General features: G+C 71.0%; 22 protein-coding genes. 13 read left to right on the top strand and 9 right to left on the bottom strand.

Features of this window, described 5'->3' with window-relative positions; translation table 11 throughout:
* Positions 1 to 19: 19 nt before the first annotated feature.
* From ACFUCU_RS00965 to rsmD, 3 genes are read left to right on the top strand one after another with little or no spacing between them, the layout of a single operon-like run.
* Positions 20 to 1,090, top strand: coding sequence for a DAK2 domain-containing protein (locus ACFUCU_RS00965; protein ID WP_377970083.1), 1,071 nt, complete (start codon positions 20 to 22; stop codon positions 1,088 to 1,090).
* Positions 1,080 to 3,341: an ATP-dependent DNA helicase RecG gene (locus tag ACFUCU_RS00970; protein ID WP_377970085.1), complete on the top strand. Its 2,262-nt coding sequence runs from the start codon at positions 1,080 to 1,082 to the stop codon at positions 3,339 to 3,341. The genes ACFUCU_RS00965 and ACFUCU_RS00970 overlap by 11 nt, the downstream gene beginning before the upstream one ends.
* 18 nt (positions 3,342 to 3,359) lie before the next feature.
* Complete coding sequence (rsmD, locus tag ACFUCU_RS00975; protein WP_377970087.1) at positions 3,360 to 3,962, top strand: 16S rRNA (guanine(966)-N(2))-methyltransferase RsmD; 603 nt, start codon at positions 3,360 to 3,362, stop codon at positions 3,960 to 3,962.
* A 3-nt stretch (positions 3,963 to 3,965) separates the two neighbouring features.
* Here the strand turns inward: rsmD and ACFUCU_RS00980 are convergent, their stop codons facing one another.
* Entirely contained in the window at positions 3,966 to 4,943 is a 978-nt protein-coding gene (locus ACFUCU_RS00980) for an ABC transporter substrate-binding protein (protein ID WP_377970089.1), read from the bottom strand.
* A gap of 230 nt (positions 4,944 to 5,173) precedes the next feature.
* On the opposite strand from ACFUCU_RS00980, the gene ACFUCU_RS00985 reads away from it, so the two are divergent.
* Complete coding sequence (locus tag ACFUCU_RS00985) at positions 5,174 to 5,659, top strand: MarR family winged helix-turn-helix transcriptional regulator (protein WP_377970090.1); 486 nt, start codon at positions 5,174 to 5,176, stop codon at positions 5,657 to 5,659.
* A gap of 28 nt (positions 5,660 to 5,687) precedes the next feature.
* Here ACFUCU_RS00985 and ACFUCU_RS00990 read toward each other — a convergent pair whose 3' ends face one another.
* Genes ACFUCU_RS00990 through ACFUCU_RS01000 form a run of 3 tightly spaced genes read right to left on the bottom strand, consistent with a single transcriptional unit; the run spans position 5,688 to position 8,628 of the window.
* On the bottom strand, positions 5,688 to 6,476 hold the full coding sequence (locus ACFUCU_RS00990) for a spermidine synthase (protein ID WP_377970091.1): 789 nt from the start codon (positions 6,474 to 6,476) through the stop codon (positions 5,688 to 5,690).
* On the bottom strand, positions 6,473 to 7,684 hold the full coding sequence (locus ACFUCU_RS00995) for an aminotransferase class I/II-fold pyridoxal phosphate-dependent enzyme (RefSeq protein WP_377970092.1): 1,212 nt from the start codon (positions 7,682 to 7,684) through the stop codon (positions 6,473 to 6,475). The genes ACFUCU_RS00990 and ACFUCU_RS00995 overlap by 4 nt, the downstream gene beginning before the upstream one ends.
* Positions 7,681 to 8,628, bottom strand: coding sequence for an SDR family NAD(P)-dependent oxidoreductase (locus ACFUCU_RS01000; RefSeq protein ID WP_377970094.1), 948 nt, complete (start codon positions 8,626 to 8,628; stop codon positions 7,681 to 7,683). Before ACFUCU_RS01000 ends, ACFUCU_RS00995 begins: the two co-directional genes overlap by 4 nt.
* 48 nt (positions 8,629 to 8,676) lie before the next feature.
* Here ACFUCU_RS01000 and coaD point away from each other — a divergent pair, with 48 nt between their 5' ends.
* The 5 genes from coaD (at position 8,677) to mutM (ending at position 11,773) form a co-directional block, all read left to right on the top strand.
* Entirely contained in the window at positions 8,677 to 9,156 is a 480-nt protein-coding gene (gene coaD, locus ACFUCU_RS01005; RefSeq protein ID WP_290257515.1) for a pantetheine-phosphate adenylyltransferase, read from the top strand.
* Between the two features lie 83 nt (positions 9,157 to 9,239).
* Positions 9,240 to 9,764, top strand: a complete 525-nt coding sequence (locus ACFUCU_RS01010; RefSeq protein ID WP_290257876.1) for a DUF177 domain-containing protein — start codon at positions 9,240 to 9,242, stop codon at positions 9,762 to 9,764.
* A gap of 36 nt (positions 9,765 to 9,800) precedes the next feature.
* Positions 9,801 to 10,004, top strand: coding sequence for a 50S ribosomal protein L32 (gene rpmF, locus ACFUCU_RS01015; protein ID WP_056738282.1), 204 nt, complete (start codon positions 9,801 to 9,803; stop codon positions 10,002 to 10,004).
* A 21-nt stretch (positions 10,005 to 10,025) separates the two neighbouring features.
* Positions 10,026 to 10,775 (top strand): ribonuclease III, encoded by a 750-nt coding sequence (gene rnc, locus ACFUCU_RS01020; RefSeq protein ID WP_377970097.1) that lies wholly within the window; start codon positions 10,026 to 10,028, stop codon positions 10,773 to 10,775.
* 8 nt (positions 10,776 to 10,783) lie between these two features.
* Entirely contained in the window at positions 10,784 to 11,773 is a 990-nt protein-coding gene (gene mutM / locus ACFUCU_RS01025) for a bifunctional DNA-formamidopyrimidine glycosylase/DNA-(apurinic or apyrimidinic site) lyase (protein WP_377970098.1), read from the top strand.
* Here the strand turns inward: mutM and ACFUCU_RS01030 are convergent.
* From ACFUCU_RS01030 to ACFUCU_RS01040, 3 genes are read right to left on the bottom strand one after another with little or no spacing between them, the layout of a single operon-like run.
* The gene (locus ACFUCU_RS01030) at positions 11,709 to 12,737 is read right to left on the bottom strand and encodes an NAD-dependent epimerase/dehydratase family protein (RefSeq protein WP_377970100.1); all 1,029 of its coding nucleotides are present in this window, start codon (positions 12,735 to 12,737) and stop codon (positions 11,709 to 11,711) included. The genes mutM and ACFUCU_RS01030 overlap by 65 nt on opposite strands.
* A complete protein-coding gene (locus ACFUCU_RS01035) occupies positions 12,734 to 15,409 on the bottom strand; it encodes an alpha/beta fold hydrolase (protein WP_377970102.1) in 2,676 nt (891 codons plus the stop codon). The genes ACFUCU_RS01030 and ACFUCU_RS01035 overlap by 4 nt, the downstream gene beginning before the upstream one ends.
* Positions 15,403 to 16,425 carry a 3-oxoacyl-ACP synthase III gene (locus ACFUCU_RS01040; RefSeq protein WP_377970104.1) on the bottom strand — a complete coding sequence of 341 codons (1,023 nt, stop codon included), beginning with the start codon at positions 16,423 to 16,425 and terminating at the stop codon, positions 15,403 to 15,405. Before ACFUCU_RS01040 ends, ACFUCU_RS01035 begins: the two co-directional genes overlap by 7 nt.
* 263 nt (positions 16,426 to 16,688) lie before the next feature.
* Between ACFUCU_RS01040 and smc the strand changes: the two genes are divergently transcribed.
* Positions 16,689 to 20,297, top strand: a complete 3,609-nt coding sequence (gene smc, locus ACFUCU_RS01045; RefSeq protein ID WP_377970105.1) for a chromosome segregation protein SMC — start codon at positions 16,689 to 16,691, stop codon at positions 20,295 to 20,297.
* Positions 20,298 to 20,354: 57 nt separating this feature from the next.
* Complete coding sequence (gene ftsY, locus ACFUCU_RS01050; RefSeq protein WP_377970107.1) at positions 20,355 to 21,551, top strand: signal recognition particle-docking protein FtsY; 1,197 nt, start codon at positions 20,355 to 20,357, stop codon at positions 21,549 to 21,551.
* 26 nt (positions 21,552 to 21,577) lie between these two features.
* Here the strand turns inward: ftsY and ACFUCU_RS01055 are convergent, their stop codons facing one another.
* On the bottom strand, positions 21,578 to 22,828 hold the full coding sequence (locus ACFUCU_RS01055; RefSeq protein WP_377970108.1) for an MFS transporter: 1,251 nt from the start codon (positions 22,826 to 22,828) through the stop codon (positions 21,578 to 21,580).
* Positions 22,829 to 23,055: 227 nt separating this feature from the next.
* Between ACFUCU_RS01055 and ACFUCU_RS01060 the strand changes: the two genes are divergently transcribed.
* A complete protein-coding gene (locus ACFUCU_RS01060; RefSeq protein WP_377970110.1) occupies positions 23,056 to 24,432 on the top strand; it encodes an ammonium transporter in 1,377 nt (458 codons plus the stop codon).
* Entirely contained in the window at positions 24,429 to 24,767 is a 339-nt protein-coding gene (locus ACFUCU_RS01065; RefSeq protein ID WP_136322366.1) for a P-II family nitrogen regulator, read from the top strand. Before ACFUCU_RS01060 ends, ACFUCU_RS01065 begins: the two co-directional genes overlap by 4 nt.
* Before the next feature lie 112 nt (positions 24,768 to 24,879).
* Here the strand turns inward: ACFUCU_RS01065 and ACFUCU_RS01070 are convergent, their stop codons facing one another.
* Entirely contained in the window at positions 24,880 to 26,268 is a 1,389-nt protein-coding gene (locus tag ACFUCU_RS01070) for a glucose-6-phosphate dehydrogenase (protein ID WP_377970112.1), read from the bottom strand.
* Between the last annotated feature and the right edge of the window lie 36 nt (positions 26,269 to 26,304).

The following is a 26,304-nucleotide window of genomic DNA, read 5'->3' on the forward strand; positions in this document are numbered from 1 at the left end:
TGCCGCCAACGCGCAAGCGATGAAGCGGTGGTTGGGCAAGGCAGAAACGACGCTCGGAAACCACAGCGACCGCCTGAACGCCATCAATATCTTCCCGGTGGCCGACGGCGACACCGGCACCAACCTCTACCTCACCGTCCGTGCCGCCGCCCGCGCGCTGCAGGACGTCGCCACGGACACCTCCGCCCTCCCGCAGCTGCCCGCCGGCGGCCAGCCGTTCGCCGTGGCCGCCCCGGACCCGGCCCAGCACGACGTCGGGGCGCTCCTGGCCCGCGCCGGCCAGGCCGCCATTGAGCAGGCCCGCGGCAACTCCGGGACCCTGTTTGCCGTCTTCCTCTGCGCCGTCGCCGAGCCGCTGGCCGGCCACCCCCGGATGAGCTCCCCGCTGCTGGCCGCCGCCCTGAACCGCGCCCAGCTCCGGGCCTGGTCCGCGCTGAGCGACCCCGTTCCCGGAACCATGCTCTCGGTCATGGAGGCCGCCGCCCGCGCCGTGGCCGCCGTCGACGCCGAACACGGCGGGGACGACAGCAACCACACCCTGGGCCTGGCCCTGGACGCCGCCGTCGAGGCCGCGCTGGGTGCCGTCATCCGCACCGAGGATCAACTCGAGGCACTGCACACCGCCAAGGTGGTGGACGCCGGCGGCGTGGGCATGCTGCTGGTCCTCGACTGCCTCCGCTCGGCCGTGCTGGGGGAGGAGCTCCAGGAGGCCCTGCTGGACGGACTGCACGGCTACGATGTGCAGGACCCCCACATCCACGCCGACATGCCGCGGGACGAGGGCGTGGAGGTTATGTGCACCATCTCGCTCTCCCCGCTGGACGCGGCCACCATGCGGCAGCGGCTGGACGAGATCGGCGAGTCGGTGATCATGAGCCAGGTGGGCAAGGACGCCGACGCCGAGGGCGCCTACCGCTGGCGGGTCCACGTGCACGTCCCCGACGCGGCGCCCGCCGTCGCCCTCATCCGTTCCCTCGGCGAGCCCACCGAGACCAGCATCAGCGACCTCGCCGTCCCGCGGGACCCCGCGGAGGCGGCCGTCCCCGGCGCCGGCGGCGGCAGCACGGACTCCGACGGACATGTCCGCTGAGCTGAACCTCGCCCTGGACCGCCGGATCGGGAAGCGGTCCGCCGCCGTCATCGAGAAGCACCTCGGCATCACCACCGTTGGCGGCCTGCTGAACTACTTCCCGCGCCGTTACGTCACCCGTGGCGAGCTGACCCCCATCAGCGAGGTGCCGCTCGATGAGGAAGTCACGCTCATCGCCCGGGTGCTCTCCAACAGCACCCGGCAGATGCGCGCCCGCCGCGGCTCCATCACCGACGTCGTGATCTCCGACGACGCGGGCTCGGGGAGTGCGACAAGTGCCGCACCGCGGGCCGGGACGGCGCAGCCCGGCACGCTCAAGGTCAGCTTCTTCAACGGCTTCCGCGCCCGGGCGGAACTGCAGCCGGGTGTCCGGGCGCTCTTCTCCGGTAGGATCACCCGCTACGCCGGGAGCCTGGGCCTGACCAACCCCGACTTCCAGCTCCTGGACGAGGACCCGGACGTGCCGGGCATGGACCCGGAGAAGCTCGCCGCCATGCCCATCCCGGTGTACCCGGCCACGGCAAAGCTGACCAGCTGGTCCATCCAGAAGGTCATCGCCACGCTGCTGGAGACCGCTGACCTGACCGAGTTGCCCGACCCGCTGCCCGCCGCGATCTCCGGCCGGGAAAAGTTCCTGCCGGTCGCCGAGGCCTACCGGCTGATCCACGCCCCGGAGGTCCACGCCGACTGGCGCCGCGCCCGGGACCGCTTCCGCTACCAGGAGGCCCTGGTCCTGCAGTCCGCCCTCGCCCGTCGCCGCTCCCAGCTGGCCGCCGAGGAAGCCACCGCCCGCCGCCCCGTGGCCGAGGGGCTGCTGACCGCTTTCGACCGGCAGCTGCCGTTCACCCTGACCGCCGGCCAGGCCGCCGTCGGGAAGACCCTCGCCGCGGAACTGGCCGGGGACTCACCGATGAACCGGCTGCTGCAGGGCGAGGTGGGCTCCGGCAAGACGATCGTGGCCCTGCGCGCCATGCTGCAGGTGGTGGACGCCGGCGGCCAGGCCGCGCTGCTGGCCCCCACCGAGGTCCTCGCCGCCCAGCATTTCGAGTCGATCCGGCGGACCCTGGGCCCGCTCTCGCGCGACGGGCTGCTGGGCGGCTTCGGCCCCGACTCGGTGCAGGTGACGCTGCTGACCGGTTCCATGCCCACCGCCGCCCGCCGGCAGGCGATGCTGGACGCCGCCTCCGGCACCGCCGGCATCGTGATCGGCACCCACGCGCTGCTGAGTGAGAACGTCTCCTTCTACGACCTCGGCATGATCGTGGTGGACGAACAGCACCGCTTCGGCGTCGAACAACGCGACGTGCTCCGCTCCAAGGCCAGCAAACCCCCGCACCTGCTGGTCATGACCGCCACACCCATCCCGCGCACCGTCGCCATGACCGTCTTCGGCGACCTGGAGACCTCCGTGCTGGACGAGCTGCCGGCGGGCCGCGCCCCGATCTCCACCCACGTGGTGGGACTGGCCGAACACCCGGCCTGGGCACAGCGGATCTGGTCCCGGTCCCGCGAGGAGATCGACGCCGGGCACCAGGTCTACGTCGTCTGCCCCAAGATCGGCGATGACGACGACGGCGACTTCAGCCCCGGCGAGGCCGAACCCAGCGACGCGGACCTGGCCGGCGGCGGCGCCCGGGAGCTAGCGTCCGTCACCGGCGTCGTCGAACTGCTGCAGGACGAACCGGCCCTCGCCGGGGTGCCGGTGGCGCCGCTGCACGGACGGCAGGACCCGGTGCTGAAGTCCGACACCATGGCCGCGTTCACCGCCAACCGGACCAAGCTGCTGGTCTCCACCACCGTGATCGAGGTGGGCGTGGACGTGCACAACGCCACCCTCATGGTGATCCTGGACGCGGACCGCTTCGGCATCTCCCAGCTGCATCAGCTCCGCGGCCGGGTGGGCCGCGGCGGCCTGCCCGGGACCTGCCTGCTGGTGACCACCTTGGAGCCGGGCCACCCCAGCCGGCGGCGCCTCGAGGCCGTGGCGTCCACCACCGACGGGTTCGAACTCTCCCAGGAGGACCTCAAGCTCCGCCGCGAGGGTGACATCCTGGGCGCGTCCCAGTCCGGCGGCCGGTCCACCCTGAAGCTGCTGCGGGTCCTCGAGCACGAGGATGTCATTGCCCGGGCCCGGCAGGACGCGCAGGCGATCATCGGCGGGGACCCGGGGCTGACCCGCCACGCGGCGCTGGCCGCCGCCATCGACGATTACTTGAACCCCGAGAAGGAGGCGTTCCTTGAACGCGGTTAGTACTGAGGAGAGCCGCCCGTGAGCCGGATCATCGCCGGCGCGGCCGGCGGCACCACCCTGGCCGGGGTTCCGGGCTCACTGACCCGGCCCACCACGGACCGGGTCAAGGAGGCCCTGTTCTCCCGGCTGGACGCGTTCGAGGTGATCTCGGACGCCCGCGTGCTGGACCTCTACGCCGGCTCGGGCTCCCTCGGCGTCGAAAGCGCCAGCCGTGGTGCCGCCGGCGTGGACCTGGTGGAGTTCGCCGCCAAGGCCTCCGAGGTCTGCCAGCGCAACGCGGACCTGATCAACACCGTGCTGCGGCGCAAGGTGGTCTCCGTGCACCGCTCCAAGGTCGAATCGTTTTTGGAACGGGCGGGGGAGGGAACCCGTTGGGACCTGGTGTTCCTGGACCCGCCCTACCCGCTCGAGGAGGACGCCCTGGCCGCCGTGCTGGCCAAGCTCCTGCCGCACCTGGCCGAGGGCGCCGTCGTCGTGGTTGAACGTTCAGCCCGCACGCCGGAGCCGTCCTGGCCCGAGGGGCTGGAACGGTTCGCGGAGAAGAAATACGGCGAGACCAGGCTCTGGTTCGCCGAGCCCGGCGTGCCGGCGGACGAGGCCGCCGGCGACGCCGGGGAGTAGCCGCTACTTCAGGATGGTGCCGGAGACGTCCGGCTCCGAGGGAACGATCTTGTACTTGGCCATCAGCGCGCCGAGCTTGGTCAGCGTCGGCTCGTCCACGGCGCCGTCGAACTTCTCCAGGCGCAGGGTCTTGGCGACGTTCTCCGGCATCTTCATGAACGCGGGCAGCAGCGCCCGGACCTTGTCGGGGTTGCTCTGGGCCATGCTGAGCGTCTCCGTCATGGCGTCCTTGAAGTCCTTAACCACCTCGGGGTTCTGCTGGGCGTAGTTGCCGCTGGTGAACGTCACCATGGTGGGGAGCCCGGGCAGGGCGGCCTGGTTGTTGTAGGTGACCAGCTTGTTGCCGTCCGCCAGCAGCTTGGACAGGAACGGCTCCGGGACCCAGACGGCGTCCACGTTGCCCTGCGCCAGCTGTGCGCCCATGTCCTGGAAGGGCAGTTCGAGGAACTGCACCGCATTCGGATCGCCGCCCTGCTGGGAGACGACCTCCTTGATGGTCAGGTCGCCCTGGGCGTTGATGGTGTTGACGGCGACCTTCTTCCCGGCGAGGTCCTTGGCGGAGGTGATGCCCGAATTGGCCTTCGCGACCACGCCGTTGATGTCCTCGCCGGTGGCCAGGGAGTTGGAGTATCCGGTGACGATCTTCATGTCCAGGCCCTTGTTCTTGGCCAGGAGCACGGACAGCGGGTTGCCGACGGAGAAGTTCATGGTGCCGGTGGATACGGCTGGAAGCATCGCCGCGCCGCCCTGCCCGCTCTGCAGCTCGACCTTGAGCTTGTGCTTGGCGAAGATGCCCTCGTCGATGCCCATCTGCACGGCGGCGGACGGCGCGATCGAGATTACGCCGACGCTGATGCTGCGGAGACCGTCCGCCCCTGCGGCCGGCGCCGCGGAGCCGGTGCCGGACGGGGAGCCTCCGCCGCAGGCTGTCAGGAGCACCGCGGCGGCAACGCAGACGGCGGCAAAGGTCAGTCTCTTCATAACAGTCCACTTCCTTGGGGTAAGTTATCCGGCCTTCGGGGCCCGGGCGGACGCAAACGACCTTTGCGGCGGACCCCGGATTACATAAATGACAACCCACATAATTGACAAAGTCAATCATTATTTTTTCAATGATCCGTGTGCGCGCCGCCGGAGGACCGTGGCAGGGGCCGCGGGTAATGTTGCTGCTGTCATGCGCGCTGCGCACCCGCCAAGAACTGCGAGGATTTGTGGCCGCAACACTCACGCCGGACCCGGACCAGGGGGAAGGCTCCGCCGCCGTTCCGGACCGCCTGCTGGCCAGCGACCTGGCCGGCGAGATCGAGTTCCTGGCCGCCCGCGCCCGTTCGGTGGGCATCGGCCACGCCAACGCGCTGCTGGCGCCGCTGGAGCTGAAGGTGCGTTCCTACTCGGTGCTGGCCCTGGCTTGCAGCGGCACCGACCCCTCACAGCGGGAGCTCTCCGGCTTCCTGCGCCTGGACCCCAGCCAGATCGTCTCGCTGGTGGATGCACTGGAGGCCCGCGGCCTGGTCGAACGCGCCGCCGACCCGCGCGACCGGCGCTCCAAGGTCATCCGGGCCACCGCCGCCGGCCGGGACCTGTTCGCCCGGGCCGCCGCGGCGGTCCGGGACGCCGAGGACACGTCCCTGGCCGCCCTCAGCGGCACCGAGCGGGACCAATTAAGGGAGCTGCTGCGGAAGATCGCCTTCGGCTGAGCAGCCGAAGGGTTTTGCAATTCGGGCCCTAGGCCTCAGCGATCGCGTCGAGCTCGACGCCGGTGAGCACCCTCGCCGGGTGCGGCCCGCGGGCGGTGAGCGCGGCCGTCCACGGAGCCGGCCAGGGGCCCTGCGTGCCGACGAGGATGATGTTGCCGGGGTAGCGGCCGGAGAACAGGCCGGACTCGGCGAACGCGGCGACGTCCGCCATGGCCCGGCGCAGCGCGGCCACCTGGCTGCGGACCAGGGTCAGGCCCGGCTCGTCGCCGACGTTGACCACCAGCACCCCGCGCGGGGTGAGGCGGGCGGCCGCCTCCCGGTAGAACTCCGTGCAGGCGATGTGGGCGGGTGCCTCGGGGCCGGAGAAGATGTCCAGGATGACGACGTCGAAGCGCAGCTCCGGCGGCAGGGTCGCCAGGGCCTCCCGGGCGTCGCCGATGACCGTGTGCAGTTCCGTGCCCTCCGGCATGGGCAGCCGCTCCAGCACGAAGTCCAGCAGTTCGCGTTCGAGTTCCACCGCGTACTGCACCGACCCGGGCCGGGTCGCCTGGATGTACCGGGCCAGGGTGAGGGCGCCGGCGCCCAGGTGCAGCGCCGTGACGGGCTCGCCCCATGGCGCGGCGAGGTCGACGATGTGCCCGATCCGCCGCAGGTACTCGTAGAAGATGTCGTCCGGTTCGGCCAGGTTGACGTGCGACTGTTCGGCGCCGCCGATGCTGAGGATGTAGCCGCCGTCGGTGAACTCGTCCCGTTCGATCGCGGCATGCTGGCCGGTGGTGCGCAGGAACCGCGAGCCTGCCGGGGACGGGGAGCTCACAGCCGGTCCCGGAGGGTCGCCAGGCGCTCCGCGGCCTCGGCGAGCACCGACGTCCGCTTGCAGAACGCGAAGCGGAGCAGGCTGCGGGTCCGTTCGGCGCCCTCGGCGTGGCAGAACACCGGGACCGGGATCGCGGCGACGCCCACCAGCTCCGGAAGCCGCCGGGCCAGGTCCAGGGCGTCCGTGATGCCCAGCGGCGCGGTGTCCACGTTGACGAAGTACGTGCCCTGCGGGGTGAAGACGTCGAAGCCGGCGGCCCGCAGCCCCTCGCTGAGGATGTCCCGCTTCAGCCGCAGGGTGTCCGCGATGCCCGCGTAGAACTCGTCCGGCAGGCCGAGCCCCAGGGCGATCGCACTCTGGAACGGGGTGCCGGAACTGTAGCTGAGGAACTGCTTGACCGTGCGCACGGCCGCGATCAGCTGCTCCGGGCCGGAGATCCAGCCGATCTTCCAGCCGGTGAAGGAGAAGGTCTTGCCGGCGGACGAAATGGTCAGGGTGCGGTCCGCGGCGCCGGGCAGCCCGGCGACGGGAAGGTGGGCGGGGCCGAAGGTGAGGTGTTCGTAGACCTCGTCGGTGACGATCACGGCGTCGTGCCGGCGGGCGAGGGCGACGACGCGCTCCAGCACCTCCCGGGGGAAGACCGCCCCCGTGGGGTTGTGCGGGTTATTCACCAGCACCACCCTGGTCCGGTCGCTGAAGGCGGCCTCCAGGGCGTCCAGGTCCGGCATGAAATCCGGGGCCAGCAGCGGCGCGGTGACATGCGTGGCGCCGGCAAGGCCGATGATCGCGCCGTAGGAGTCGTAGAACGGTTCGAAGGTGAGGACCTCATCGCCCGGGCCCACCAGGGCCAGGAGCGCGGCGGCGATCGCCTCCGTGGCACCGGTGGTGACGATCACCTCGGTCTGCGGGTCCGGGGTCAGGCCGTAGAAGCGTTCCTGGTGCAGTGAGATGCCCTCGCGCAGCTCGATGATCCCCTTGCCCGGGGCGTACTGGTTGGCTCCGGCGGCGATGGCGGCCTGGGCGGCGTCCTTGATCTCGGCCGGGCCGTCCTCGTCCGGGAAGCCCTGGCCCAGGTTGATGGCGCCGGTGGAGAGCGCCAGGGTGGTCATTTCCTCGAAGATGGTGACGCCCAAGGTCCCGTCGGCGCCGAGCAGGTTCGCTCCGGTGGCCGTCCGCTGCCAGGGTGCCGGATTCGGGACCTGCGTCACGGCGTGCCCGCCGTCGTGTCCGGTGACTGGTTCGCCGCCGTGCCGGAGGGGGTACAGGCCGCAGTGCCGGAGGGGGTACCGGTCCGGCCCGTGAACTTGTCCATGGTGGTGTAGATACCGAAGATCCTGCCGCCCACGAAGTCCCAGGCGCGCACCGGCAGCAGCCCGCGCAGCACCTTGCCCAGCTGCGCCGTCGCCGGGGCGATCAGCTGCGGCCGGCCCTCCTGCATGGCATTCCAGGCGCGGTTGATGGCATCCTCGGGGGTCATCAGGGGCGTGAACAGCGGTCCGCGGGCGCCGGCGAACATGCCGGTGGAGATGTAGCTGGGGCAGAAGGTGGTGACCTTGAGGTGGTCGAAGCCCTGCTGCTCGAGTTCGAGCCGCAGCGAGTCGCTCCAGCCGATCACCGCCCACTTGGAGGCCGCGTAGACACTCATCCGCGGGTTGGAGACGGTGCCGGCCGCGGAGGCGATGTTCAGGATGCGGCGCGGACGGCCGGCGTCGGACATCATCGCCGGCAGGAAGGCGTGGGCGACGTACATCGGGGCGAGGGCGTTGATGTCCATGGTCAGGGCAATGTCCCGGGCCGGGTCGTGCTCCCAGAACAGGGCGCCGCGGACAATCCCGGCGTTGTTGACCAGCAGGGTCAGGGGGCCCTCCGCGGCGGCCTCGGCGGCGGCGTCGGCGATTGCCTCCCGGCTGGCCAGGTCCACCTGGCGGACGACGGCGCGCGCGCCCAGGGCGGTGACCTCCGCGGCGGTCGAGGCCAGGCCCGCGGCGTCGACGTCCCAGAGGATGACGACGGCGGCACCCTCTCCGGCAGCGCGCAGGGCGTACAGCCGGCCCATGCCCATCGCGGCACCGGTCACCAGGACGGTCCCTCCCGAAACGCTGAACGGCGCGGACACAGGCGCGGCAGAAGAAGAACTCTTCGATGCTGACATGCCGCCATGCTATCCCGGCCCGCAAGCCCCATGCGGTAGGTTCGGAGGATGAGACGCGCGGTGTGCCCAGGCTCCTTCGACCCCATCCACAACGGCCACCTGGAGGTCATTGCACGGGCCGCGAGCCTGTTCGATGAGGTCATCGTCGCGGTCTCCACCAACTACGCCAAGAAGTACCGCTTCACCCTCGAGGAACGGATCGGCATGGCCCGGGAGACGCTGGCCTCGCTGCGCGGAATCGTGGTCGAGCCCGTGGGGGAGGGGTTGCTGGCCGAGTACTGCCGCCGGCGGGGTGCCTCCGCGATCGTCAAGGGGCTGCGTTCCTCCTCCGACTTTGACTACGAGCTGCCCATGGCCACCATGAACCGCCAGCTCACCGGCGTCGAGACGGTCTTCCTCCCCGCCGAGGGGCACTACCTGCACCTGTCCTCCACCCTGATCAAGGAAGTCCACACCCTCGGCGGCGACGTCTCGGAGTTCGTGCCGAAGTCGGTTCTGCGGCGTCTGGGGTCCGGCGGGGCGGTTTGAGTCCGCTCGAAGAATCAGGCTAAGATAGTACGTCGGTCATATGTTCTACAGGAGTTCTCATTAAGCGAGATGCAAGTTCGCCCCTGGCGTTCGACGTCAAGGACCTCGGACGCAGTCCGGGAAGCATGCGGACACTGAAAGAACATGTACCCGCGCCGGGTGATCTCGGCGTGGCGCTCATTGGTGTGCAGGAAGGCTCGGATGTCGAGCTGGATCTGCGCCTGGAGGCCGTACACGAAGGAATTCTGGTATCGGGCACCGCGTTCGTCGAAGTAACCGGCGAATGCGGTCGATGCCTGGATCCCCTTGCGTATGACCAAGAGGTCAATGTGCAAGAACTTTTCTTCTACGAGGATGCTGAATTCTCGGACGGAGAAGACGAAGAAGAGCAACGTCGAGTCGAGCACGATCTAATCGATCTTGAACCGGTGTTGCGGGACGCAGTTGTCACCATGCTGCCGTTCCAGCCGGTGTGCCGGGAAGACTGCCAGGGCCTCTGCTCCGAATGCGGAGTTCGCCTGGAAGACGAGCCGGGGCACCACCACGAGGTCCTGGATCCTCGCTGGGCTGCCCTAGCCGACCTGGCTAAGCCTGACCGGCAAAACTGATTTGTAAGTGTTGGACTAGAGAGAAATGAGTTAGCCGTGGCTGTTCCCAAGCGGAAAATGTCTCGCTCGAATACCCGCGCCCGCCGCTCCCAGTGGAAGGCAACCGCCCCCCACCTGGTGAAGACCGTGGAAAACGGCCAGGTTGTTTACAGCCTGCCTCACCAGGCAAAGGTCGTTACCGACTCGGCTGGCACCGCGCTGTTCCTTGAGTACAAGGGCCGCAAGGTCGCAGACGTCTAATCCGCCAACAGGCTGACTAAGATGTCTTCAACTGAAGAGCTTCTGAAGCGTCTCGGTGTCTCTATTGACGCCGGGACGCTTCGTCTTGCTCTGACCCATCGTTCCTACGCCTACGAAAACGGCGGCATCCCCACCAACGAGCGGCTCGAATTCCTGGGCGACTCGATCCTGGGGTTCTCGGTCACGGACGCGCTCTACCGTGACAACCCGGACCTTCCCGAAGGTGACCTGGCCAAGCGGCGCTCCGCCGTCGTCAGCACCCGGGCGCTGGCCGGCATCGGCCGCAGCATCAACTTGGGCGACTACATCTACCTTGGCCAGGGCGAGAAGCTCACCCAGGGCAAGAACAAGGCCTCCATCCTCGCGGACACCATGGAGGCGCTGATCGGCGCCACCTACCTCTCCAATGACCTGGAGACGGCCCGGCAGCTGGTCATGCGGCTGGTGGGTCCGCTGCTGAAGGACGCGGCCGCTCTGGGCGCGGGCACCGACTGGAAGACCAGCATCCAGGAGCTCGCCGCCAGCCGGCAGCTCGGCACCATCAACTACGCCGTCGAGGGGTCCGGCCCGGACCACGCACGGACCTTCGAGGCCGTGCTGCGCATCGGCGGCACCGACTACGGCACCGGCACCGGCAACTCCAAGAAGGAAGCGGAACAGGAAGCCGCCGCCGACGCGTGGCGCCGGCTGTCCGCCCCCGCGGAGTCCGACGGCGACGCCGCTGACGTTGCGGGCCGCCGCGATTCCGCCGCCGCCCCGGCCGGCAGCTAGGAACGCCCTTGCCCGAGTTGCCCGAGGTTGAGGTGGTCCGGCGCGGCCTGGTGAGCTGGGTCCGCGGCCGGACCATCACCCGCGTCGAGGTGCTGGACCCGCGGTCCGTCCGCCGGCACGCCCTCGGCCCCGCTGACTTCATCGGCAACCTGCAGGGCGCCCGCGTCCTGGACGTGGTCCGCCGCGGCAAATTCCTCTGGCTGCCGCTCGCGGACGCCTCCGCTGAGGCGTCCGGCGGCGCCTCAACGGCCGGTGGCGCCGATGCCTCCGGCGGCGCCGCGAACGTCGCCCTGATGGCACACCTGGGCATGTCCGGGCAGCTCCTGATGCAGGACGCCGAGGTTCCGGACGAGAAGCACCTGAAGATCCGGCTGCGGCTCAGCCCGGCGGCGGGCATGCCGGAGCAGCTCAGGTTCGTGGACCAGCGGATCTTCGGCGGCCTGTTCCTGACCTCGCTAATCGCCACCGCGGACGGTGGCCCGGGCGGCCTGGCCGAGACCCCGCTGCCGCTGATCGCCGAGGAAGCCTCGCACATCGCCCGCGATCCGCTGGACCCGCACTTTTCCTTCGACCTGTTCTACCGCCGCCTCCGGGCGCGCCGGACCGGTCTGAAACGCGCCCTGCTGGACCAGGGCCTGGTCTCTGGCATCGGGAACATCTACGCGGATGAGGCGCTGTGGCTGGCCAAGCTGCACTACGCCCGCGCCACGGACCGGATGCGCCGCGCCGACGCCGAACGCGTCCTCGACGCTGCCCGGCAGGTCATGACCGACGCCCTGGCCGCCGGCGGCACCAGCTTCGATTCGCTCTATGTGAACGTCAACGGTTCCTCCGGCTACTTCGAACGGTCCCTGAACGCCTACGGCCGGGAGGGCCAGGAGTGCCGGCGCTGCGCCGCGAACGGGATCGTCAGCCTGATCAAGCGCGAGCAGTTCATGAACCGCTCGGCGCACACCTGCCCGGTGTGCCAGCCGCGTCCGCGGAACGGCCGCTGGTAGCACCGTAGTGCGCCGCCAGCCGGGCCAGCCCCTCGTCCAGGCTGACCGCGGGGGTCCAGTCCAGGAGTTCCCGGGTCCGGCGCTGGTCGAACCAGTGCGCCGTGGACAGCTGCTCGGCCAGGAACCGGGTCATCGGCGGCTCCTCCACCCGGCCGGACCGGAGCCAGGCCTTCTCCACCAGTGACCCCACGGCCCGGGCCACACGTCCCGGCACGGACCACGCCGGCGCGGGCACGCCGCCCGCGGCGCAGATTCCGGCCAGCAGCTCACCCACCGGCCGTGGCTCGCCGTTGCTGACCACCAGCGCAAGCCCGTGGACCCGGTCCATGCGGTGCAGCGCTGCCACAATGGCGGCCGCCGCGTTGTCGATGTATGTCGTGTCGATCAGGGCGCCGCCGGCGTCCAGCAGCGGCAGCCTGCCCTGTGCGGCGCGTTCCAGGACCCGTTCGACCAACTGGGTGTCGCCGGGTCCCCAGACGATGTGCGGCCGCACGGCGGTGACCCGGAAACCGGGTGCGTCCGCGGTGAGGGCCAGCAGTTCGGCGGCTGCCTTCGTGCGGGAGTAGTCCCCGTGCGCCCGGGCCGGGTCCGCCGGTTCGGCGTCGAGCCCCGCGATCGCCTGCCCGGAATTGGCTACCGACGGGGAGGAGACGAACACCAGGTCCCGCACGCCGGCGTCACGGGCGGCCGCCAGGAGCCGGGCGGCGCCGGCGATGTTGACCGCATCGAAGTCTTCGGGACGGCCGGTGAAGGAGACCTTCGCGGCGAGGTGGATGACGCCGTCCATGCCTGCGACGGCACTGCGCATGGCGGCGTCGTCCGTCACGGAACCTTGCAGGTCCGCGGCTCCCGGAACCCCGGAGGGCCGGCGCTGGAAAGTGGTGACCTCGTGGCCCTGCTCCATCAGCAGCCGGGCGACGGCGCCGCCGAGCAGCCCGCTGGCGCCGGTGACCAGTATCCTCACGGCGTGCCGGGCCGGCCGCCGGCCAGCACGGAGCCCGCCCAGCGGGCCAGCCGGGTCCGGTCGATCTTGGCGTTGTGGCGGATGTCGGTGGGGTGGGCCGGGACGGTCAGGACGGCGGAGACCTCGACGCCGGCCCGCCGTGCGGCGGCGCGGACCCGGCCGGCGAGCCCGGGCTCGGCCGGTCCCGCCTTGCGGACGGCCGGAACGGTCTCGACGACTGCGGCGACCGCCTGGGTGCCGGCCGGCCCTACGCCGACGACGGCGGCGAGTCCGACCCCGGACAATGCCTCGATGGCCTGCTCGGCTCCGACGGGTGTGACGACGCCGCCCGGGGCGGTGACCACGTGCGCCAGCCGGCCCTCCACCCAGAGCCGTCCGGCGGCGTCGAGGTGCCCGACGTCGCCGGTGCGGTGCCAGCCCGCCGTCCGGGCGCTCTCGCGCTGGGTCAGCCACAGCCGGTCGTAGGAGTCCTTGACGTGCGCGGCGCGGACCAGGATTTCCCCGGTCACTCCCGCGTCCGTGACCGGCCGGTTGGCCGGCGCGGTGCCGTCCGCGGCGAGCGGGGCCACCGCCAGCTCGGCCCCGTGCACCGCCCGGCCCACGCAGATGCCGTTTCCGGCGCCGGGCACCGTCCCTGAGGCGGCGTCGGCCGCGGCCTCCCGGATCTGCGCCAGGTTGATGTCCGTCACGGGAAGGGCCTCGGTCATCCCGTAGGGGGTGTGGAGTCCGGCTGCGGGGACCAGGTCCTGAAGGTCCTCGAGCAGGCTTCGCGGTACCGGGGCCCCGGCGGAGAGCAGCAGCTCCACGGCGGCGAGGGCCTGCCGGCCCTCCGGGGTGAGGGTGTCCCGGGTGGCCAGGACGTTGCGCAGCGCGGCGGGGGAGGCGAAGACCACCGTGGCGCCGATCGCGGCGGCCGCATCGGCCAGGGCCCGGGCCGTCAGGGTGCGGGGCCGGGTCACGTCCATGTCCGGGGTGACGGACACGGCGCCGAGGGCGGGGCCCAGCAGGGCGAACGGCGCGAAGCCGGCCACCAGGCGTGTGCCGGGGCGGAGGTCCAGGGTGGCGGCGAGGGTGTCCCGCATGGCGGCGAGTTGCCGGTGCGTGTACTGAACGCCCTTGGCCGGGCCGGTGGACCCGGAGGTGAACAGCACGGCGGCGGGGGCGTCGGCCGCCGGGACGGGCGGCAGGCCGGCGTCGGCCGCCGCGCCGGTGTCACCGAGGCGTTCGAGGGAGGTTTCGACGCCGAGGATCCGGCGGCGGGCCGCCGGGAGGTCGCGGACGCTGAAGCGCCGGGCCTCCCAGCCGAGGGCGGCGGCCGCGGCGAGGGCCTTGTCGATGCCGATCAGCACGTCCGGGGTGGCTCCCCGCACGGCGCGGCTCAGGCCGCGGAGCCCGAGCCCGGCGTCGGCCACGACCACGACGGCGCCCACGCGGAGGCAGGCGTAGAGGACGACGGTGAGGTCCACTCCGGGCGGAACCATCAGGCTGACCCGGGTCCCGGCGGCGACGCCGGCGCCGCTGAGGCCTCGGGCCAGGTCGGTGACCCGCCGGTCCAGTTCGCGCCAGCTGAGTGAGCGGGACACGCCCCCGTGGGGCGCCATCTCGGCTACGGCCGTCTGGTCAGCGTCGGGGCCCGAGGCAAGGACGGTCAGCGGGGCCCAGAGCGGCCCGGTCCCGGCGGTCTCTGCGGCGGCCGGTGCGGCGGCTTCTGCCGTGGGAGCGTCGGAAACGTGTTCGGTGAGCCAGGTGAAGATGGGATCCGCGATGTTGCGGTCCTCGGCCATCAGGTGGCCGGCCCCCTCGAAGCGGTGCACCTGGGCGTGCGGCAGCCGGCCAACCAGGTCCTTGAGGTACCGGTCGGAGAAGATCGGGTCCCGGGGTCCCCACAGCATCAGCGCCGGGACAGTGAGTCCGCGCACCCCCTCGGCGACGGCCGTCAGGGCCGGGTAGCTGGGGTGGGAGGCATCGGCCGGGATGTCGGCCACGAAGTTGCCCACCCCGGCGCGGCGGCGGGCGTTGCGGTACGGGGCCATGAACGCCGCGCGGACCGCGGGGTCCAGCGCCGGGTGCGCCAGGGCGTGGGTCACGCGCAGGAAGGCGTCCGACGTCGTCGTGCCCCAGCGGTGCACGGCCGGATGCAGCGCGAGCCGCAGCGCCGCGGGGATGGGCACCCCGGCGGGCTGGTGGACAGCCGTGTTGGTGAGGACGACGCCGGCGAGCCGGTCCTGGTGGGCCAGCGCCCAGCCGAGGCTGATGACCCCGCCCCAGTCGTGGCCGACCGTGACGACCGGTCCCGTCAGGCCGAGTTCGTCGGTGAGGTTGCCGAGGTCGTCGATCCGGTCCTGCAGCCGGCGGAAGGTGCCGGTCCGTTCGGAAAATCCCATGTCCAGCTGGTCCACCGCCACCACCCGCCAGGGGTGGGCGGGGTCGGTTCCGGCGGCCAGCAGGGTCCGCCAGAGGTAGGACCAGGTGGGGTTGCCGTGGACGCACAGCAGGGTCCCGGCGGGGGTGAGGCCACGCTCGGCCAGCTGGGCCGCGTTGTCCAGGATGTGCCAGCGGCGCCTTGTGCCGTGCTTGTCAGGGCCCGGCGCGGTCCCGGCACCCGAGGTCGCGGGCACGTCGATCTCGCGGGACCAGGCGGGATCGACGCCGGGCCAGGTGGCGGCTACCAAGCGATTTCCACCATCGCGGTGTTCAGGCCGGAACCGACGCCCATGCACAGCACGCGGTCACCGCTGGTGAGGGTCTGCGCCTCTGCGGCGAGGGTCATCGGCAGGGACGCAGGGCCCACGTTGCCCCAGTGCGGGAAGGTGATCGGCACCTTGTCCGGGTCCAGGTCGATCGCGTCGATGATGGCCTGGGTGTAGGCGTTGCTGACCTGGTGGGTGACGTACCTGTCCATCGAGGCCCAGTCCCACTCCGGCTGGGCTTCGCGCCACGCGTCCACCACCAGCTGCAGGCCGCCGTCGAGCAGTCCCTTGGTGTCCGTGGCCATGCCGTTGATGCCGCCGACGCAGAGTTCGTGGTGTTCGGTGCCGGCGCGGACCACGCCGCCGACGACCCGGTGCGCGCCCGGGTGCTGGTCCGCGGGACCCAGGACGGCGGCCGCGGCGCCGGAGCCGAGGGTGAGGGTGGCGAACTCGCGGTTGAAGTCCTCGCGGGTGGTCTCGGGACGCTGCAGCCGGGCCAGGGTGGCCTCCTGCGTGGCCTGGGCGTCTTCGCCGTTGACGATCACGGCGTACTTGATCTGGCCGGAGTCGATCATGGTGGCGGCCAGGGTCATGCCGTTGACGAAGCCCAGGCAGGCGTTGGCCAAGTCGAAGTTCATGGCGGAGGAGGGCAGTCCCAGCCCGTGGTGGATCTTGACCGCGACAGACGGTTCGAGGTTCCGGCGGGTGACCGAGGTGTTGATCAGGAGCCCGACGTCGGAGGCCGCGATTCCGGACTCGGCGAGGGCCTTGGCGCCGGCTTCCACGGCGGCGTCGTCGAACGCCGTCCCCGGGGCCCACCAGCGCCGGTGCGTGATCCCGGCGACCCGCTCCAGCAGGCGCGGCGGGAACTTCAACCGGCGCAGCGTCCCGGCCAGGGCCTGGTCGAAGTCGCGGGAACTCACGATCGTGGGCGCCTCGACGCTGCTCACCGAAAGCAACGCGGTGTTGGTGTGCCGGAAGGTGGCATTGCCTATCAAATCAAGCCTCTGTTCGTATCTGTCCTGCGCTCCTGCGGCTCACTGCGCCGTCAAGCACAAGCCCAAGTGCTTAACTATGCCCGCTGCACATCCATTCCTGCATATGCAGTCCACGGCATCGACGGCGGGGACAGAGGGGCCCAGCGCGCCGCCGGAACCGCGATGGCGCGGATTCTGACGGTGCCCCGCAGTAGATTGTATGTAGCCGGTAGCGGCTGCCACCGCTTCATTTACCTCACCCACAGCAGGAGACCGGAACCACCGTGCACCTCAAAAGCCTGACCGTCCGCGGATTCAAGTCATTCGCGTCCGCGACGACCTTTGAGTTCGAACCCGGCGTCACCGCCGTGGTGGGTCCCAACGGTTCCGGCAAGTCCAACGTGGTGGACGCCCTGTCCTGGGTGATGGGCGAACAGGGCGCCAAGACCCTGCGCGGCGGCAAGATGGAGGACGTCATCTTCGCCGGCACCTCCGGCCGGCCCCCGCTGGGCCGGGCGCACGTGTCCCTGACCATCGACAACAGCGACGGCGCCCTCCCGATCGAGTACAGCGAAGTCACCATCGCGCGCACGCTGTTCCGCACCGGCGGGTCCGAGTACGCCATCAACGGTGCCCCCTGCCGGCTGCTGGACATCCAGGAACTGCTCTCCGACTCCGGCCTCGGCCGGGAAATGCACGTGATCGTCGGACAGGGCCAGCTGGACAAGGTCCTGCACGCCACCCCCGAGGACCGGCGCGGCTTCATCGAGGAGGCCGCCGGCATCCTCAAGCACCGGCGCCGGAAGGAAAAGACAGTCCGGAAGCTGGAGGCCATGCAGGCCAACCTGGCCCGGCTCGGGGACCTGACGGCCGAGATCCGGCGGCAGTTGACGCCGCTGGGCAAGCAGGCCGCCGTCGCACGCCGCGCGCAGACCGTCCAGTTCGAGGTCCGCGACGCGCGCTCACGGCTCCTCGCCGACGACCTGGTCCAGCTGCAGTCCACGCTTGCCCGGGACGTCGCGGACGAATCGGCGCTCAAGGCCCGGCGCTCCGTCGTCGAACGGGACCTGGACCTGGGCCGGCGCCGCCAGGCGGAACTGGAGCAGCAGGCCGCCGAGGCTACGCCCGCCCTCAACGCCGCCCGTGACAACTGGTACCGGCTCTCCTCCGGGCGGGAACGGCTCCGCTCCCTCGGATCGCTGGCCGAGGAACGCCGGCGCCTGCTCGGCGCCGCGGACCCGGGACCCGCGACGGGCCGGGACCCCGACCACCTGGACCAGCAGGCCGCCCGCGTCCGGGCCGAGCAGGCCGGGCTGGAAGAGCAGATCCGGCTGCGGCGGGACGCGCTCGCGGACGCCACCGCTGCCAAGCAGGAAGCCGAGGCCGCGTCCACCGCCGAATCCAAACGCCTCGACGCCCTGCTGCGGGCCGCCGCGGACCGGCGCGAGGGCCTGGCCCGGCTGGCCGGGCAGGTCGGCGCGGCCCGTTCCCGGGTCGAATCCGCGCAGGCCGAGGTGGGCCGGCTGCGGGAATCACTGACAGCCGGCGAGGAACGCCGGCGCCAGGCCCAGGCCGAGTTCACCGCCCTGGAGTCCCAGGTGGCCGGCGTCGAGGACGGGGAAGAGAGCCTCGACGCCGAGTACGAGGCCGCCAGCGAGGCACTCGACGCCGTCACCGCAGAGATCGACGCGCTGAAGGCCGCCGAACGCGATGCCGACCGGGAACGCGGTGCCCTCGCGGCCCGGCACGAAGCCCTGCAGCTCGGCCTGAACCGCAAGGACGGCTCCGGCCACGTCGCCTCCTCCGGCCTCGCCGGGATCCTCGGCCCGCTCGCGTCGATGCTGGCCGTTGAACCCGGCTACGAGGCCGCCATCGCCGCGGCGCTGGGCCACTGCTCCGACGCGGTCGTGGTGGCCGACCGGGCCGCGGCCACCGCCGCGCTCGGCCTGCTCCGGGAAGAGGACGCCGGCCGTGCGTCGCTGCTGCTCGCCGCGGCCGGTGCCGAGGGCCGGGACAACGTGCCCGGGACAGCGGCGCTGCCGGCCGGGGCACGCCCGGCGACCGGACTGGCTGCTCCGGCGGCCGACGCGGCGGACGCCGTGCCCGTGCGCGGGCTGCTGGACCGGCTGCTGGCCGGCACCGCGGTCGTCGAGGACCACGACGCCGCCGCGTCCCTGCTGGCCGACCACCCGGAGCTGACCGCCGTCACCCGGGCGGGGGATGTCTTCACCGCGCTTGCCGTCCGCGGCGGCTCGGCTTCGGCCCCGTCGCTGCTGGAGGTACAGGCCGCCGTCGACGACGCCGCCGCCCGGCTGGCCGCCGTGACCGCGGAGCTGGAACGCACCCGCTTCGCCCTGGCGGCCGCGGCGCCCCGGCGGGCGGAAGCGCAGGAGCGCGCGGACGCGGCCCTGGACAAACTCCACGAGTCCGACGCCCGGCTCGCGGCCGTGGCCGAACGCCTCGGGCACTTGAATTCCGTGCTCCGCAGCGCCGCGGGGGAGAGCGAACGCCTGGCCGCCTCCCTGGCCCGCGCCGAGGCCGCGGTCACGGTCGAACAGGATGCCCTGGAAACGGTGGCCGCCCGGCTGGCCGCCGCGCATGAGGCCCCTGCGGAGGAGGAACCTTCCCAGGACCAACGGGACGCCCTCGCCCAGACCGCGGCCGCGGCCCGCGCGGCCGAGATGGAGGCCCGGCTGGGCCTTCGCAGCGCCGAGGAACAGCTCACCGCCATCAGCAACCGTGCTTCCTCGCTGGAACGGGCCGCCGCCACCGAGCGGCAGGCCCGCGCCGAGGCAGCCGAACGCGCCCGCCGCCGCGCCCTGCAGGCCCGCCGCGCCGCCGCCGTCTCCGCCGCCGTCGCCCACGTGGCCCGCTTCCTGGACGTGTCGGTCGAGCTGGCCCGCGTGGACCGGGACCTTGCCGAGGAGCGTCGCATACGGCTGGACCAGGAACTGGCGGAGGTTCGGACCGGCAACGACGCCCTGGCCCGCGAACTGGCGGAACTGACCGACTCCGTGCACCGGGACGAGCTGGCCCGGGCGCAGCAGCGCCTGAAGATCGAGGCCCTCGAGCTGCGCAGTGTCGAGGAACTCGGGCTCAGCCCGGACCAGCTGGTGGGGAGCTTCGGCCCGGACCAGCCGGTGCCGGTGCCGGCGGAGGAGACCGGGGACAAGTGGGCGGCCCTGCGCGCGCCCGTGGACGAAGACGGCCGCGCCATCCTCGAGGGCAAGCCCTTCGTGCGGGAGGAACAGGAAAAACGGCTGCGGAAGGCCGAACGGGACCTTGCCGCCCTGGGCCGGGTCAACCCGCTGGCCCTGGAGGAATTCGCCGCGCTGGAGGAACGCCACCAGTTCCTCAGCACCCAGCTTGAGGATCTCAAGGCCAGCCGCAAGGACCTGCTGGACATCATCAAGGACGTCGACGACCGGGTCCAGAAGGTCTTCGCCGAGGCCTTCGAGGACACCGCCCGGCAGTTCGTCCGGGTCTTCGCCCGGCTCTTCCCGGGCGGTGAGGGACGGCTGGTCCTGACCGACCCCAGCGACATGCTGACCACCGGCATCGAAGTGGAGGCCCGTCCCGCGGGGAAGAAGATCAAGCGCCTCTCGCTGCTTTCCGGCGGCGAGCGGTCCCTGACGGCCGTGGCGCTGCTCGTGGCCATTTTCAAGGCCCGGCCCTCGCCGTTCTACGTTATGGACGAGGTGGAGGCGGCCCTCGACGACACCAACCTGGGCCGGCTCATCACGATCTTCGAGGAGCTCCGCGAATCGAGCCAGCTGATCGTGATCACCCACCAGAAGCGCACCATGGAGGTCGCCGACGCCCTCTACGGCGTCACCATGCGCGGCGACGGTGTCTCCACCGTGATCAGCCAGCGGCTCGGCGCCGAGGTCTGAGCCGGGGCCGATTGGGCCGCCGACCGGCGGCTTTAGCGGTTATGAGAAGCTAGGGGAGTGAACGACATCCTCCCTATCATCCTGCCCATTATCGTTGCCCTGGTGGTCATCGGCGCCCTCATTCCGGTGCTCGTGCGGACCCGGAGGAACATCACCAACTACCCCACGCAGCGTGACGCCAACGACCCCGTCCAGGGCACCGGCGGCGGGACCCTGCTGGAGGACCGGACCGGGGCCCCCGCCCGGGACACCGAAGGCCTCGAGGACCTCGGAACCGTGGAGGTGCCGGACGACGCCGCCGGCCTGGAGACCGTCCCGGTCGAGACGCCGCTGCCGGTCGCCGGCCGCCTGACCCGGCTGCGTGAACGCCTGGCCAAGTCCAACAATGTCCTCGGCAAGGGCCTGCTGGCCCTCCTGTCCTCCGACAAGATCGACGAGAACGTCTGGGACGAGGTCGAGGAGACCCTGCTGCTCGCGGACCTGGGCACCGAGCCGACCATGCAGCTGGTGGACGCCCTCCGCGCCCGCGTCAAGGTCCTGGGCACCCGTTCCCCGGAAGAGGTCAAGGCGCTGCTGCGCGAGGAACTGCTCAAGCTCGTCGACCCGACCATGGACCGCAGCCTGAACGTCCAGCGCCACGCTGACAAGCCGGCCGTGATGATGGTCGTCGGCGTCAACGGCGTCGGCAAGACCACCACCGTCGGCAAGCTGGCCCGCGTCCTGGTCGCCGAAGACAAGGACGTCCTGCTCGGCGCGGCGGACACCTTCCGCGCCGCCGCGGCCGAACAGTTGGCCACGTGGGGCCAGCGGGTCGGCGTCCCCACGGTCAAGTCCGACATCGACGGCGCGGACCCCGCCTCCGTCGCCTACGAGGCCGTGAAGGCCGGCATCGACCAGGAAGTCGATGTCGTCATGATCGACACCGCCGGCCGACTGCAGAACAAGGTCGGCCTGATGGACGAACTCGGCAAGGTCAAGCGCGTCATTGAAAAGCTCGCCGAGGTCGACGAGGTGCTGCTGGTCCTGGACGCCACCACCGGCCAGAACGGCCTGAACCAGGCCCGGGTCTTCGCCGAGGTCGTCAACATCACCGGTATCGTGCTCACCAAGCTGGACGGCACCGCCAAGGGCGGCATCGTCGTCGCGATCCAGAAGACCCTGGGCGTCCCGGTCAAGCTCGTGGGCCTGGGCGAAGGCGCGGACGACCTGGCCCCGTTCGACGCCGACAGCTTCGTGGACGCGATCCTGAACTAGCGCGATCCCGAGCTGGACCGGTTGCCCTACCCGGCCGCCGGGGCTGCGGGCCGGAACGTTTCCCGCGCCAGCAGCCATCCGGCGGCCGCGGCCAGCAGCACGCCGCCGGTGACGCCGAAGGCCCAGCCGTAACCCAGCCGGTCCGCCAGCAGGCCGGCGATCACCGGCCCCACGATCGCGCCGCTGTCCTGCGTCATCTGGAATACCGCCAGCACCTTGCCGCCGGAGCGTTCGTTGCCAATCACGTCCGCGATCGCGGCCTGCTGCGCCGGGCCCAGCAGGCCGGAGCCGATGCCGGCGACCGTGGAGGCCAACAGGAACAGCGGCAGATCGTGCGTCAGGCCGATCGAGGCGGTGGCCAGGCCGGTGACCACCAGGCCCGCCAGCATCATCGGCTTCCGGCCGGCGGAATCCGCGAGCCGTCCCGAGAAGGTCAGCGCCACGGCGTTACCGGCCGCGAACACCGCCAGCGCCCAGCCCGCGGAGGACGCCCCGGCACCGAGGGCCGCGACGGCGAACAGCGGCACCGTCGCCATGCGCACCCCGAACGTGGCCCAGCCGTTCGCGAAGCTGGAGGCCAGCCCGGCCCGGTAGGCGCTGTCCCGCACCGCGTCGCGCAGTAGCATGGCCGGGGCGGCCGTGCCGGCCTCCCGGGACCCGGAGGGGACGTGCGTGAGTTGGGTCTGGACGACGGCGGCAGCCAGCACCAGCGCGGCGGCGTAGGCCAGGAACGGCACCCGCAGGCCGAATCCCGCCAGCAGGCCGCCGACGATCGGGCCGCAGACGTTGCCGATCAGGAAGGCCGAGGCGTACGCGCCGGAAACCCGGCCGCGGCTCTCGGGCGGGGCCAGCCGGACCACCAGGGCCATCGACGCCACCGTGAACATCACCGAGCCGGCGCCGCCGAGGCCGCGGAACACCAGCAGCTGCCAGTAATCCTGGGCGAAGGCACACGCCGCCGTCGACGCCGCCACGATCAGCAGCCCGGCGACGTACACAGGCCGCTCGCCCAGCCGCACGATCAGCGCGCCGCCGGCCGGGGCGAACATCAGCCGCATGAAGGCAAAGATGCTCACGATCACCGCTGCCGCCGTCGCCCCGACGTCGAACGTCGTCGCGAACTGGGGGAGCACCGGCGCCACCAGCCCGAAGCCCAGCGCGATCAGGAAGGCCGCGGCCAGCATCACCTTGATGTCGCGGGGGAGCCGCGGTCCGCGGGAGGGGCGCAGGGCGGAGAGAAGGCTGGAATCCCTGGCGGGACGGGCTGTTTTACTCATGGTGCTGCTTTCGATGCCTTGAGAGGCCGGTGGGGGGATGGGTCCGCGTGAAACACAACCGTAACAAGCGCGAGACGCACCATTTACTTCCGGGAGGTTCTTGTAACAGCCCGGCAATCTAAATCCCGAGCCGGTGAAACACTACGCCAGCAGACTCTTTGTAGAACGCAAAATGCGTTGAACTTGCGGACTGGATCCGCACCTAAGAGCAAGAGAGGACGCAGACCATGGAACTCACCGCGGGTCTCGTTTGGCTCCTGGTCGCAGCAGCGCTCGTGCTGTTCATGACCCCGGGCCTGGCATTTTTCTACGGCGGCATGACGCGCGCCAAGTCAGCCTTGAACATGATGATGATGAGCTTCGTCGCCATCGGCACCGTCGGCATTGTCTGGGTTCTGTGGGGCGCCTCCATGGCCACCAGCAACGAAGACAACTTCTTCCAGATCTTCGCCAACCCGTTCACGCACTTCGGGCTGCACAACTTCACCGATCCGGCGGACCTGCTGAAGGTCGGATACGCCGCAACCTTCGCGATCATCACCGTGGCCCTGATCTCCGGTGCCGTGGCCGACCGCGCCAAGTTCTCCGCCTGGGTCATCTTCACCCCGATCTGGGCAACCCTGGTCTACGCCCCCATGGCCTTCATGGTCTGGGGCGGCGGCCTCTTCTCCAAGGACGGCTGGTTCGGCCAGACGTTCGCCCCCGTGATCGACTTCGCCGGCGGCACCGTGGTCCACATCAACGCCGGTATCGCCGGCCTGATCCTGGTCCTGGTCATCGGCAACCGCAAGGGCTTCGGCAAGGACCCGAACCACCGCCCGCACAACATCCCGTTCGTCATGCTCGGTGCCGCCATCCTCTGGTTCGGCTGGTTCGGCTTCAACGCCGGCGCCGCCGCCACGGTCGAGCAGGCCGGCCTGATCTGGGTCAACACCCTCGCCGCCCCCGCCGCCGCCATGCTCGGCTGGCTCGCCGTGGAGCGGTTCCGTGACGGCCACCCGACCTCCCTCGGTGCGGCCTCCGGTGTGGTCGCCGGCCTCGTCGCCATCACCCCGGCCTGCGCCAACGTCTCCCCGCTGGGCGCCATCATCCTGGGTGTCGTCGCCGGTGTCGCCTCCGCCCTGGCCGTCGGCCTGAAGTTCAAGTTCGGCTACGACGACTCGCTCGACGTCGTCGGCGTCCACCTGGTCTCCGGCGTCGTCGGCACCGTGGCCATCGGTTTCCTGGCCACCCCGTCCCAGGGCACCGCCGGCCTCTTCTACGGCGGCGGCAGCACCCAGCTCGTCGCCCAGGCCCTGGCCGCCCTGTTCTCGATCATCTTCACCGCCGTGATGACCTTCATCATCGCCTTCCCGATCCACAAGCTGATGGGCTTCCGGGTCTCCCAGGAGCAGGAAGTCGTGGGCGTGGACCTCAGCCTGCACGCCGAGACCGCCTACGAGTTCGGCCTCAGCGGCCGGGGCGGCAGCTTCCAGCCGCTGCACGAAATCATCACCGGCAAGTCGCTCGGCGGCGAGGCCGTTCAGCTCCCGGCCGAGGACATCGCCGGCGTCCCGCAGCACGGCAAGCAGACCGCAGCAGGCAAAGAAAGCGTGGAAGCATGAAACTGATCACCGCCATCGTCCGACCGGAAAAACTCGACGCCATCCGTGAAGGCCTGGAAGCCTACGGGGTGCAGGGCCTGACGGTCAGCGCGGCCAGCGGCTACGGCCGGCAGCGCGGCTACACCGAGGTCTACCGCGGGGCCGAGTACAACGTGGACCTGCTGCCGAAGATCCGGGTGGAGGTGCTGGCCACCGACGAGCAGGCCGATGACATCCTCGATGTCATCATCGCCAGCTCCAACACCGGCCGGGCCGGCGACGGCAAGGTCTGGACCATGGACGTCTTCGAGGCGGTCCGGGTCCGCACCGGCGAACGCGGCGCGGCCGCCATCTAGCTGCAATCCCTCCAGCCGCGGACCGACTCAGCGGAACGCGAATGAGGGTTGCGAACAACGGGCCGGGCACCTGAACAGGTGCCCGGCCCGCTTTTGTGTTCAGCCGGGTGACTTAGGTAGGCCAGCCCTCGGGTCCCGGGGTGCCTGCCGGGTATTCCTCCAGCGGCACGCTGTCCCTGGCCCAGGCCTTGATGACCGGTTCCACGATCCGCCAGCAGTCCTCGGCGGTGTCGGCCCGGACCGAGAGCAACGGATCGCCGCTGAGGACACCCTCGAGGACTTCGCCGTAGGGGAGCAGGTCCGAGGCGCTCAACTCCGCCTTCAGGGTGGCCCGGTCCAGGCTGAGCACGTTTCCGGGGCCGTTGACGTCGACGTCGAACTGCAGGGTGTCGGGACCGAAGCCGATCCGCAGCTGGTTGGGGGAGTCGACGCCGGTGAACCCCTTGGGAAGGTGCGGCACCGGGCGGAACGTCACGATGGCCTCTTTGCGCATCGATCCGAGTGCCTTCCCGGACCGGAGCAGGAACGGCACGCCCTGCCAGCGCCAGTTGTCGATGTCCACCCGGACCTCGGCGAGGGTCTCGGTGTTCCGGGACGGGTCGACGCCCTTTTCCTTCGCGTAGTCGGGAACCTTGCGCCCATCGATCGAGCCGGCGGAGTACCGGGCGCGGCGGGTGTTCTTTGCGTAGGGGGCCTTGATGCTGCTGGCCCGCAGGAGGGTGGCGACGGCGTCCCGCAGGTCGCGTTCGTCCACGGAGGCCGGCGGCTCGATCGCCATCAGGGCCATGATCTGCAGCAGGTGGCTCTGGATCATGTCCCGCAGCGCGCCCGCCCCGTCGTAGTACCGGGCCCGGCCCTCGAGCGCGAGGTCCTCGTCGAAGATGATTTCCACCTTCTCGATGTGCTCACGGTTCCAGACCGGCTCCAGGAAGGTGTTCGCGAAGCGGAGGCCCAGGATGTTCAGGACCGTGGCCTTGCCCAGGAAGTGGTCCACCCGGTGGATGTGGTCCTCGGGGACCAGAGCGGCGAGGGTCTTGTTCAGGTGCCGGGCCGATTCCTCGCTGGAGCCGAAGGGCTTCTCCATCACCAGCCGGGTGCCGGCGGGGACTTCCTCCGGGGTCAGTGCCTCGCAGGCCAGCTGGCTGATTTTCGGCGGCAGCGCGAAGTACACCGCCACCGGGCCGTCCAGCCCGGCCAGCAGGGACGCGAGCTCGCCGCCCGAGGTGACATCCAGGCGGTGGTAGCTGGTGGAGGTGCGGATCCGCTTGAGTTCGCGTTTTCCGTCCGTGTTTGCCTGCGAATTCGCGTCCGCGAAGGCGGTGTCCAGCCGCTCCAGCCACTGCTCCTGGCTCCAGTCGTCGGAGCCGGCGCCCACCAGGGTCAGGCCGGCGGCGTGGCCGCGGGCCACCAGCCGGGCCAGGCCCGGAAGCAGCAGCCGGCCGGTCAGGTCGCCGGACGCGCCGAGGATGAGCAGGGTCTTTACCGTCGGTTCACTGGTCACCTACGCCAGCATGCCACCTCCGAGCCGGGTCTTGGT

Source organism: Arthrobacter sp. NPDC057259 (genome assembly GCF_042668995.1).
Taxonomy (GTDB): domain Bacteria; phylum Actinomycetota; class Actinomycetes; order Actinomycetales; family Micrococcaceae; genus Arthrobacter.

Coding starts and splice junctions, on each gene's coding strand:
- ACFUCU_RS00970 (WP_377970085.1), top strand. CDS start 1,080: ATGTCCGCTGAGCTGAACCTCGCCCTGGACCGCCGGATCGGGAAGCGG.
- ACFUCU_RS01055 (WP_377970108.1), bottom strand. CDS start 22,828: ATGAGTAAAACAGCCCGTCCCGCCAGGGATTCCAGCCTTCTCTCCGCC.
- ACFUCU_RS00965 (WP_377970083.1), top strand. CDS start 20: ATGAAGCGGTGGTTGGGCAAGGCAGAAACGACGCTCGGAAACCACAGC.
- coaD (WP_290257515.1), top strand. CDS start 8,677: ATGAGACGCGCGGTGTGCCCAGGCTCCTTCGACCCCATCCACAACGGC.
- ACFUCU_RS00980 (WP_377970089.1), bottom strand. CDS start 4,943: ATGAAGAGACTGACCTTTGCCGCCGTCTGCGTTGCCGCCGCGGTGCTC.
- rnc (WP_377970097.1), top strand. CDS start 10,026: ATGTCTTCAACTGAAGAGCTTCTGAAGCGTCTCGGTGTCTCTATTGAC.
- ACFUCU_RS01065 (WP_136322366.1), top strand. CDS start 24,429: ATGAAACTGATCACCGCCATCGTCCGACCGGAAAAACTCGACGCCATC.
- ACFUCU_RS01060 (WP_377970110.1), top strand. CDS start 23,056: ATGGAACTCACCGCGGGTCTCGTTTGGCTCCTGGTCGCAGCAGCGCTC.
- ACFUCU_RS01000 (WP_377970094.1), bottom strand. CDS start 8,628: ATGTCAGCATCGAAGAGTTCTTCTTCTGCCGCGCCTGTGTCCGCGCCG.